The organism is Mucilaginibacter sp. P4_E8 (assembly GCF_056401495.1).
In genome coordinates, this window is the sequence record NZ_JBFUJG010000165.1 from 1 (window position 1) to 9,793 (window position 9,793).

7 protein-coding genes are annotated in these 9,793 nt (G+C 40.8%); 1 reads left to right on the plus strand and 6 read right to left on the minus strand.

Going from position 1 to position 9,793, the window contains the following annotated elements; translation table 11 throughout:
* Positions 1–157 precede the first annotated feature (157 nt).
* From AC1DRQ_RS27275 to AC1DRQ_RS27295, 5 genes are all read right to left on the minus strand, one after another.
* Complete coding sequence (locus tag AC1DRQ_RS27275; RefSeq protein ID WP_477428631.1) at positions 158–1,957, minus strand: LTA synthase family protein; 1,800 nt, start codon at positions 1,955–1,957, stop codon at positions 158–160.
* A 150-nt stretch (positions 1,958–2,107) separates the two neighbouring features.
* Positions 2,108–2,752: a hypothetical protein gene (locus tag AC1DRQ_RS27280; protein ID WP_429397606.1), complete on the minus strand. Its 645-nt coding sequence runs from the start codon at positions 2,750–2,752 to the stop codon at positions 2,108–2,110.
* A 76-nt stretch (positions 2,753–2,828) separates the two neighbouring features.
* The gene (locus AC1DRQ_RS27285; protein ID WP_477428634.1) at positions 2,829–4,931 is read right to left on the minus strand and encodes a ComEC/Rec2 family competence protein; all 2,103 of its coding nucleotides are present in this window, start codon (positions 4,929–4,931) and stop codon (positions 2,829–2,831) included.
* A gap of 133 nt (positions 4,932–5,064) precedes the next feature.
* Entirely contained in the window at positions 5,065–5,400 is a 336-nt protein-coding gene (locus AC1DRQ_RS27290; protein ID WP_429397602.1) for a MerR family transcriptional regulator, read from the minus strand.
* Positions 5,401–5,519: 119 nt separating this feature from the next.
* A complete protein-coding gene (locus AC1DRQ_RS27295; RefSeq protein WP_477428636.1) occupies positions 5,520–5,720 on the minus strand; it encodes a hypothetical protein in 201 nt (66 codons plus the stop codon).
* 300 nt (positions 5,721–6,020) lie between these two features.
* Between AC1DRQ_RS27295 and alaS the strand changes: the two genes are divergently transcribed.
* Positions 6,021–8,720, plus strand: a complete 2,700-nt coding sequence (gene alaS / locus AC1DRQ_RS27300) for an alanine--tRNA ligase (protein WP_477428638.1) — start codon at positions 6,021–6,023, stop codon at positions 8,718–8,720.
* A gap of 195 nt (positions 8,721–8,915) precedes the next feature.
* Here the strand turns inward: alaS and AC1DRQ_RS27305 are convergent, their stop codons facing one another.
* Positions 8,916–9,407 carry a hypothetical protein gene (locus AC1DRQ_RS27305; protein ID WP_477428640.1) on the minus strand — a complete coding sequence of 164 codons (492 nt, stop codon included), beginning with the start codon at positions 9,405–9,407 and terminating at the stop codon, positions 8,916–8,918.
* Between the last annotated feature and the right edge of the window lie 386 nt (positions 9,408–9,793).

The window sequence follows — 9,793 nt, forward strand, 5'->3', positions numbered from 1 at the left end:
CAGCGAAGGATCTACTCGTAAACATGCATGTAGCCTAATAGATTCTTCGCTGCGCTCAGAATGACAATAAGAAAATGGAATCAAGAAAATCCCTAAATCCCAAAAATCAAGGTTCAGACAAAATCAGCGAAATCAACGTAATCAGACCAATCAACGGTCAAAAAGCCATATACTCCGTATACACCTGCTGCAAAAACGCTTTGCCGTATAATAGTGTTTTATCTGTGGTCTTCTGGTCAATGCCTTTATTACTGGTATAAACAATCCTGCGGCCCGAATTATCGTAGGCTACAGTTTGGTGTGGCAGCATAAAGGCAAAGCCATTATCCCAATCAAAAAAGGCAAAATCGGCCGACTGTGGGTTAAGCAGATCCTTTGACCATTTAAACTGATCATGTAGCATACCTAACTGCGATAGCAGGGTGGCGGCAATATCCGTTTGTCCTCCTAATTTACTGATCTTTTTGCCGCGGTATTCGGGCTTTATCACATCGCCAAAAAACAATAGCGGTATATGGTATTTGGCAGGATTATAAGCCTCAGATATATTACGTGGCAAGCGGTGACCATGATCGGCCACTAAAATAAACAGGGTGTTTTTATACCAGGCCTGCTTTTTGGCCTGTTCAAAATAAGCGTTAAGGCATGAATCGGTAAAGTAGGCGGTACTCCTGAACTTATTGCTCGCATCACCTTCAGCATCATCATCCGGATAATGTGCTTTTACAGGCAGCACAAAAGGCTCATGGTTGGTTGATGTTTGCAGATATGAAAAAAATGGTTGTTTTTGCTGCTCATTATATTGTAAATGCTTGCTTAAAAGCACATCATCATACACGCCCCATTCTGTTTTTACCTGGCTTTTATCAAAGGTAAACTCATCAATAATATGATCAACCAGGTGGCTTTTCATAAATATGTTAAAGTCCATATAGGTGCTTTTACCACCATAAAAGTAAGTGGTTTGATATCCCGCGTTTTTAAAGACGGTGGATAATGCCGGCAGCTTTTTTTGCTTAATGGTATCGGCCACCACAGTACGGATAGCCTGCGAGGGAAAGCCGCTCATGATAGATATGATCCCTTTGTCGGTACGGTCGGCAGATGAGTAGATATTGTTAAACAGGATACCGTTATGGATGAATTTTTCAAAGTTTGGGGCTACGCCCTTATCTCCGCCTAATGATTCAATAATGCTTGCCGTATAGCTTTCCAGCTGAATGATCACCACGTTGGGCCGGTTGGTGGTAAGTACCTTTAGTGTAGAATCGCCTTTTACACTAAATATATCTTGTACCAGTTGCGCCGCGCTGCCGGGCTGCATAAACACATAAGGATTATATGGCCTGCGGAAATTTTCGAAAATGTTGTTAAATAAGTTCCATTCTGTATTTAAGGCACATTGGTTCATGATCTCCTTATCAGAAAAGTAAGCCGCGTTTTGATTTACAGGTTCAGTTTGTAAGCCGCCCCTCATCAATACAAAATTTGCGAATAACAGTAAACATATGGCAACAGCTTTTATGCGTGGTTCGGTAACGGGCTTTTTAAAATTGTAGTTTATAATGTAATTGGATAGCAATATACCCGTACCAAGCAGTAATATGCCAATGGTGATACACCTGGCTACAGGAGAAGACCCGGTAGAAGCCAGGGCCTCTGATGGGGCATGATATAACGAGCTAAACACCCTGAAGGTAACCTTTGTACCCCACTCCCTGAAAATGTTAAAGTTAAGTATCGTATTTAATGATATGCAAAACAAGCAAAACCAAACGTAACCTTTAAGCCATATGGGTTTAACTGAGCGGGAAGGGATACACCAGTAAACAACGAATACAAATAAAGGGATGATACAGATATAAGCGGCAGCCGAAGCATCAAGGCGCAGGCCATAGAAAAACGTTTGTAGTATTTCACCAAAACCTGCTCCGTTAAGCTTGTGAAAAAAATACAATTCAAATGTTACCCTGGTGATTGCGAAAAACACCAGCCAGAAAACAAAAAATCTGACTATACTAAAAAGGTTTCTTAACATATGGGGGTACAAAAGTAGTACTTTAACCGCAATGTTAAGAAACCTTTAATGAATTGTTAGTGAAGACGCTTATCTGCCTCCGCTCATGGCTTTAAGATCGTCCATAGATATTTTCTCAAAATCAGCAGGGATGCCAAATGTACCGGCAGGTGCTTTTCCTTCAGTTACACTTTTTACAGTAACCTCGGTGCTTTGACCCTGACTAAATGAGGTATATTGGATAGGGAAACCACCGGCTTCTCTGTAATATTTAGCTATACCGGTAATAGGCACTTCAATATCATTGGTAACCCAGATATCATAAGTTTTTTTAGTTTTTGAATCAGTAGCCACTACTTTTTTACAGTTAAAGCCCGATATCTGTTTGGTTTCGGTACCTGGTGCAAAAGTGAAAGTTGGCATTGCTGCTATAGCCTGATCAACTTCGTCGGGATTGGCAATTGCTGCTTTTTTAATATTAGCAACAGGGACATCAACTAAAACAGCCATTGATTTTCCGCCGGCATCTGTTAATATTTTTATGGTTGCCGGTCCGGTGGTAAAAGCGAATGCACTTGAATCGGCCCTGAAGTAGCCTTTAGCATCAACCTGCTGGCCCTGCATGGCAGTAGAAAGTACTACTACACCTTCTGTGTATTTTTTTTGTGCGCTGGCGCTCATGGCTGTTGCGGTAAGAGCAAGGCCCAATGCAACGTTGAAAAATTTAATATTCATGTTTTTAGTTTGATTTATACCAATTTACTGGTTTTAGGTTAAAAGACAAATTTTTTGGTATTTGGTTTAATTTTTTTCAGTTAGATAGTGCAATTAACGAATTGTTACGCTTTAATATGCTATAATTTATATGCATTTCCTTTGCTTCGCCTTCAAGTTGATTAATTAATTTGCTGGTATTACTGCCATCGATCACAAGCACCTGGTAATCATAATTTTTGCCGATCTGGTGCAGATCAGTATGCGGGTTGCCGGTAATGTAAAGGTAATCGGTTTTTAGTTTTTGGGGTAGTTGTATGTTTGGCAGTTCGCTGTTGTATATCAATATCCTTTTATCATAAAACTGGATCAGGTTACCTTGTTTTTTGAAATAAGGTGTACTAATGCCCTGTTTAAGATCATACAACTTTGCATTGCTTACTTTGTTGCTGTCCAGATAGGGCTGTACCGAATAGCTGTAGTTTTTGTCGGTATCGGCAAGGTTACTTAGTATAATGGCATTGTTACCGCTTTTAAATACCAATCCAGTGTTTTTGCGCAGGTTTAAAAAGGCAATTGATTTGGTATTGGTCAAATCATATCTTTTTATGCTGATACTTATACACAGCAACAGCAGGCAGCCTATACTTAACCGTAGCAGCCAGGGCTTTTTATCGTACAAAAAATAAAACAGGGTGATGAGGAAGGCATAGGTAAGCAGATACTCGGTTGTGGTGAACCATATTTTACCAATGCTGGCAAAAGGGGCATGTTCAATAAGTGCCAGCGCTTTATTCATGAACAGGATAGTATTTTCAAGTACCCAAGCCAGTAGTGTTGACAGCATAGACACCCACGAAAAAAGCAGATAGCATAATCCGCTATACATAATAATCATGGTTGGTATAATGATAAGCAGGTTGCTCGCCAAAAAATAAACCGGGAACTGGTGAAAATAAAACGCGCTTAACGGAAAAGTAATTACCTGCGCCGCTATAGATACCGAACACAAGGCCCATAATTTATTGACCCATTTGTTTTTAAACGTTACCCATTTATATACTACCGGCTGTAAAACGATCAGACCTGCAACCGCGAGATAGGATAGCTGGAAACCGACATCTGTTATAAAAAACGGATCATACAGCAACAATAAAAAGGCTGATATGGCCAGGATATTCAGCATATTAATATACCGCACAAAGGTGTCGCCGATGATAACCATGCTGATCATGACCGCGGCACGGCAAACCGCCGGCGAAAAGCCGGTTAACATGGCGTAATACCATACCAGCAGGATAATTACCGTTGTTTTTAAAGCTTTACCGTACTTGTACCGGTTCAAAAAACCAAGCATCCACTGTAATAAAAAATATATAATGGCCACGTGCGCTCCCGAAACCGATAAAACATGAATGGTTCCCGTTTTTGAATAAGCCTGTAAAACATCATTACTCAGGTCGTCTTTGTAGCCCAGTATCAGGGTTGAAGCCACAGCAATAGCATCGGGGTTGTGCAGTTGTTGTTTAAATTTTGCCACCATTTGCTGCCTTAACTTAAGCGCATAGGCAATGAGCGGGTTGCCTTTGTTGTGTTGTAATACCCGGTATTGCCCCGGATATAAAAACAGCTGGTGATAAATATTCTGATGGGCCAGGTATTTTTTATAATTAAATTCTGCCGGGTTAAAGGGGGGGTCGATAGGGGTGTACGTGGCCGGTACCAGTAGTTCATCACCATATTGCAAGCCTATGGCGGCGCTATCTTTCAGGGTAATGAGCAGCGTTCCTGTAACTACTGTAGCTCGCTTACTATTGATGCTTTGCTGAACCGTAGTTGTAAACCGGATGAGTCCGTTCTTAAGCTGCGGTTCATTATTGATCTTTACTGATAAGTATGGTGATGGCAACTTTGAAAAATGATGCCGGTTATTTAGTTCGTTATAACTGATCGCGCTGATCCATCCGGCTGCCAGTAAAATAAGGCTAATGAGCAGACCGCCAAGCCATCGCCGTTTATAAATTTTTAGTCGCTGATAGTTTAAATTAAGTACAATAAATATAATACTTAAACCAATAGAAGCGCCAAGTAAAAAAGGTAAATAAACAGCCGAAATAAAACTRATACCTAATGTTATGCCTAACAACCAGGGCATCAGCAGTATAACAACAGGGATTTCGCCTTTATGGTTTGCGAGCATGTATATCAATAAACAATAAAAATATGATTTAGTATCAAGTAGCGAGTATCAAGTATCAAAATTTTTGGAGGTATTATAAAAAAATATCACTGTCGTGATACCTGATACTCGCTACTTGATACGAAGTGTGCACCTACAACTGGTCGCGCACTTCGAGCAGGAATTTTTTTATGTTTTCGAGCGAATCAATAACACGCTGATTTTCTTTGGTATCGGTCATGTTATGCTTTAAATGCTCTTTGGCGCCGTTCAGGGTGTAGCCCTTATCGCGTATGAGGTGAAAAATGATCTTAAAGTTCTCGATGTCCTCGGGAGTAAAATAACGGTTGCCCTTTTTATTTTTTTTGGGTTGCAGTACATCAAACTCCTTTTCATAGAAACGGATAAGCGACTGATTAACATCAAACATGGCCGATACCTCGCCCATGGTGTAATACATTTTGCTTATCTCGCGGTCTTTGTAAGGCATATGCAAATGTATTTGATAATTTCGAAATTTTTGGCTTGTTGTTTATTTTTTAAGGGGTATTCAGAAAAGCTCCCCTGTTTCGGAATGTCGATTTCGGCCTTATAATTTTAGCAAGGATATTATGATTTACCCTCGTCCCAGGGCAGAGATGATGTTTTACCGCTCAGTAAATCGGCTTTACGCTCATCCAGATCTTTTAACGGGGTATTGGTTACATCAATATCCTTATCAATGGTATATTGATAATTCAAACTGTCTAAAAAAGCCAGGAGTACTTTTTTTTCCTGATCATTTTGAATATCAACTCTCAACGTTTCCATAAGCTAATTTAGTTTTTATTTTTAATAATAAGAACTACTGTATTTTTTAATAATAACGCATAAGCATGTGAAAGGTTGTCTTAAAATGTTTGTCTGAACCGCGATTTATGGGATTAAAGGATTATCCTGATTTTTATTTAATCCTGTTCATTTAATAAATCCCATAAATCGCGGTTCAGACAAATTCTACAAATCGCGGTTCAGACAAATTTAATTCAACCAAACAAAAATTCTGTCAATTCATTAATTCTATGCATTCAGGTTCAGACAAATTCCGACTAATAATTACATTTGCACACTATGACAGCTTCACAGATACGACAGGCTTTTCTTGATTTTTTTGTTTCTAAGGGACATATCATCGTTCCTTCTGCACCAATTGTAATAAAAAACGACCCAACCCTCATGTTCACCAACGCGGGGATGAACCAGTTTAAAGATATATTTTTGGGCGAAGCACCTGCAAAAGCGCCACGCGTGGCCGATACCCAACGCTGCCTGCGCGTATCAGGCAAGCATAATGATCTGGAAGAAGTGGGTATTGATACCTACCACCATACCATGTTCGAGATGCTGGGCAACTGGAGCTTTGGTGACTACTTTAAAAAAGAAGCCATTGCCTGGAGCTGGGAGTTACTTACCGAAGTTTACAAATTACCTAAAGACCGCCTGTACGTAACCTATTTTGAAGGCGACGATAAGGAAGGCCTTGAAAAAGATACCGAAACCTACGAATTATGGAAAGCACTGGTCGCGGAAGACCATATCCTCCGCGGCAATAAAAAAGATAACTTTTGGGAAATGGGCGAAACCGGTCCATGTGGTCCATGTTCCGAGATTCATTATGATAGTCGCCCGGATAATGAGCGAGCCGAGGTAAGCGGAGCTACCCTGGTAAATGCCGACCACGACCAGGTAATTGAGATCTGGAATAATGTATTCATGCAGTTTAATCGCTTAAAAGGCGGTGCACTGCAACCGTTGCCAAACAAGCATGTGGATACTGGGATGGGCTTTGAGCGTTTGGTTCGTGTATTGCAGGGAAAAACATCCAACTATGATTCAGATGTTTTTCAACCAATGATCCAGTTCATTGCAGAGAAAAGCGGCAAAGCTTACAACAGTAAAGCCAAACCCGGCGATGCCGATTGGAACGAAGCTGTAGCCATGCGTGTATTAGCCGACCATATCCGTGCTATTAGCTTTGCCATTGCCGATGGACAGTTGCCTGCAAGCAATAAAGCAGGTTATGTGATCCGCCGTATTTTACGTAGAGCGGTACGTTATAGTTATCAAACCCTGGGTTTCAAAGAGCCATTCTTTAATCAATTAGTGCCTTTACTGGCAGATCAGTTTAAAGGTGTGTTTGATAATTTGTATAGTCAGAAGGATTTTGTGCAAAAGGTGATTTTGGAGGAGGAAACATCTTTTTTAAGAACATTAGAAAATGGAATTAAACTTTTTAATGAAGTAATTTCAGGGAAAACGAAACAAGATTATGTCGTAACAGAAGCGATAAATTATAAGAAAAGTCAGTTTGCTGCCAACGATAAAGTTATTTTTGGAAGATTTGCTTTTGAATTGTCAGATACGTACGGTTTTCCTATTGATTTAACGGAATTGATGGCTCGCGAAAAGGGCTGGAAAGTTGACATTGAAGGCTTTGAAGCTGCCCTACAACAACAAAAGACCCGTTCCCGCGCTGCTTCAATTGTTGATACCGGCGATTGGGTTACCCTAAAAGAAGATGAAGGCGTTGAATTTACCGGCTATGATGAAACAGAAACTATCGCACATGTAGTAAAATACCGCAAGGTAACCGCAAAAGGTAAAGAGCAATTCCAGATAGTTTTGGATAAAACACCTTTCTATGCCGAAAGCGGTGGCCAGGTAGGGGATAAGGGTGAGTTGGTGTTCCCGGATGGCGAGATCGTTAAAGTAACAGATACCAAAAAAGAGAACGGCCTCATCGTTCATTATGTAGATACCCTGCCCGATGATATTGACGATGCCCTTACCGCTATTGTTGACCCTTCATTGCGCAGCCAAACCAATGCAAACCACTCGGCTACGCACCTGCTGCACGCTGCTATGAAACAGGTATTGGGCAGTCACGTGAATCAAAAAGGGTCCCTGGTAAATGCCGATTATCTGCGGTTCGATTTTTCGCACTTCGCCAAAGTAACCGATGAGGAACTTGGACAAATAGAAGCCATCGTTAATCAAAAGGTACGTCAGAACATCCCGCTGAAAGAAGAACGCACCGTATTATATGCCGAAGCCATCAGCAGTGGTGTAACTGCCCTGTTTGGTGAAAAGTATGGTGAATATGTACGCGTAATTACTTTCGATGATGAATTTAGTAAAGAGCTTTGTGGTGGTACGCATGTACAGGCCACCGGGCAAATAGGCTATTTCAAAATAATTGCCGAAAGCGCCGTAGCCGCCGGGGTTCGCCGTATTGAGGCCATTACGGGTGTTGGCGCCGAAGTTTATATCACTAATCAAAACCAACTGGTAAATCAGCTAAAGGATCTGCTTAAAAACCCTAAAGACCTCACAAAAAGTGTGGAGAGCCTGCTTGACGAAAACTCCAAACTGAAAAAGGAAATAGAAAAAAGCATCCTTGAAAAGTCATCAGGTTTAAAAAATGAACTGGCACAAAAGGCCGTGGCTATAGGCGGTATTAATTTCATCGCCCAAAAAGTTGCCCTGCCCAATGCCGAAGCTGTTAAAAACCTGGCCTACCAGTTAAAAGATATTGTACCCAATCTGTTCCTGGTACTGGCTGCCGATTTCGACGGTAAGCCCAGCCTCACCGTAATGATAGCCGAAAACCTGGTAAAGGAAAAAGGCTTACATGCCGGTAATATTGTTAAAGAACTGGCCAAAGAAGTAAAAGGCGGCGGCGGCGGTCAGCCGTTTTTTGCAACTGCCGGTGGTAGCGATATAAGCGGATTGGATGCCGCACTGGCAAAGGCTAAAAGCTTTGTTGGATAAACGAGCTCAAGTAAGAGCATTTCAACCACGCGTCATTGCGAGGTACGAAGCAATCTCTATACTATACAGAGCCACTCTGCTAATCAGGGATTGCCTCGTGCCTCGTAATGCCATGATGATTTAACAAAAAAGACCGCTAATCAGCGGTCTTTTTTGTTAATATATATTTTCCAACACTTTTAATAATTTATATTCTTAGTGTTTGTCATGTCCTTTATGCCGGCCATTATCTTTATGTCCGTGTTGTTGTTTGTTTACATATTTTGTGCGGTTCACCACCCTTGTACGGTTTACCACGCGGGTGTGGTAATGGTCGCGGATAATTACCTGCCTGTCATGCGTGCCCCTGTAGCGGGCATAGCGGGCACGGTCATCATTATAATATCTATAAGCACGTGGCCTGTTAACCGCTACTTTATAGCCATTTCGTATATTGTATGAACTATAACGTGGTGGTAAGGATTTTCTGAATACCCAGCTGTTGCCCTCTAAATAAACATATTGATGGGTTGGTACATAGTAATAGCTCTCTACATCGGGTAAATAGTAATAGTTAACGCCCGAGTATTCTGCAGGTGGGTCCCAAATACCCAGATTTACATTTACACTTACCTGCGCTTGTGTTTTGGTAACCGAGGCTGCAAGTATAAAGCATCCTGCAAGCATTCCTAAAATTATCTTTTTCATAGTATCTTCTTAATATGCGGCGTATATTTCAATTATTGTGCCGAGTTATATGGTAGACGGGGAAATGCCGCAAAGGTTTAACAAGACTGAGGAAAGGAGACTGGGAAACTGACAAAAGATGATGGACAAAAGATAAAGAATTAAAGCACCTCTCTTTCTGCGGAAAAGAGAATTATAAGATATAAATCCATCATATCTCACGTCTCAAATCTCATATTTAACATCTATCTTTAAACTATACAAAATCAATAGTTTTAATCAGCATATTTACCCCATTTACCGCTGTGGCTGCGGTATTCGCATAAATTTTATGGCATGTTTAATAGTAAAATGATGCTTTTACTGTATTAACTTTTATATATTTGACCTTACAATCAGTAGTATTA